Origin of the sequence: Micrococcus sp. KRD077 (assembly GCF_017168505.1) — a bacterium.
Taxonomy (GTDB): Bacteria; Actinomycetota; Actinomycetes; order Actinomycetales; family Micrococcaceae; genus Micrococcus; species Micrococcus luteus.
Genome location: NZ_JABFAZ010000073.1, coordinates 1 through 513 on the forward strand (window position 1 = coordinate 1; position 513 = coordinate 513).

The window sequence follows — 513 nt, forward strand, 5'->3', positions numbered from 1 at the left end:
CTCCGGCACCTCTCCCACCCGCGCTCCACCCCGCAGAATCCCGCTGTTCTCGGCGGTCTCCCAGCCCGGCCCGTAGTATCGGGACGGACAACTGTGGAAAGGGGCCCCGTCGTGGGACTTCTGGACAACCTCGAACGCGGCCTGGAGCGGGCCGTGCGCTCGGCCTTCTCGGCCGGCGGTCCGCGGGCGGTCAAGCCGGTGGAGATCGCCTCGGCCCTGCGACAGGCGATGGACGACGAGTCGATCGCGCTGTCCGAGGGCCACACGGTCGCGCCCAACAGCTACGTGGTCCACTTCTCCCCCGCCGACTTCGAGCGCGCCCGCTCGTGGGGGTCCACCCTCGCCAGCGAGCTGTGCGATGAGGTCATCCGCCACGCCGACTCCCAGGGCTATGCACTGCCCGGCACGGTCCGGGTCGCCTTCCACCCGGACGCGGACGTGCGCGGCGGGGACCTGCGCGTGGTCACCCGCCTGGACGACGGCTCGCTCACCGCCCCGGCCCCCCACGACGAC

General features: G+C 72.9%; 1 protein-coding gene. It reads left to right on the forward strand.

The window, feature by feature from the left end; translation table 11 throughout:
* Positions 1-111: 111 nt before the first annotated feature.
* Positions 112-513, forward strand: a 402-nt coding sequence (locus J1M39_RS11460) for an FhaA domain-containing protein (protein WP_206496812.1), incomplete at its 3' end; no start/stop codon positions are given.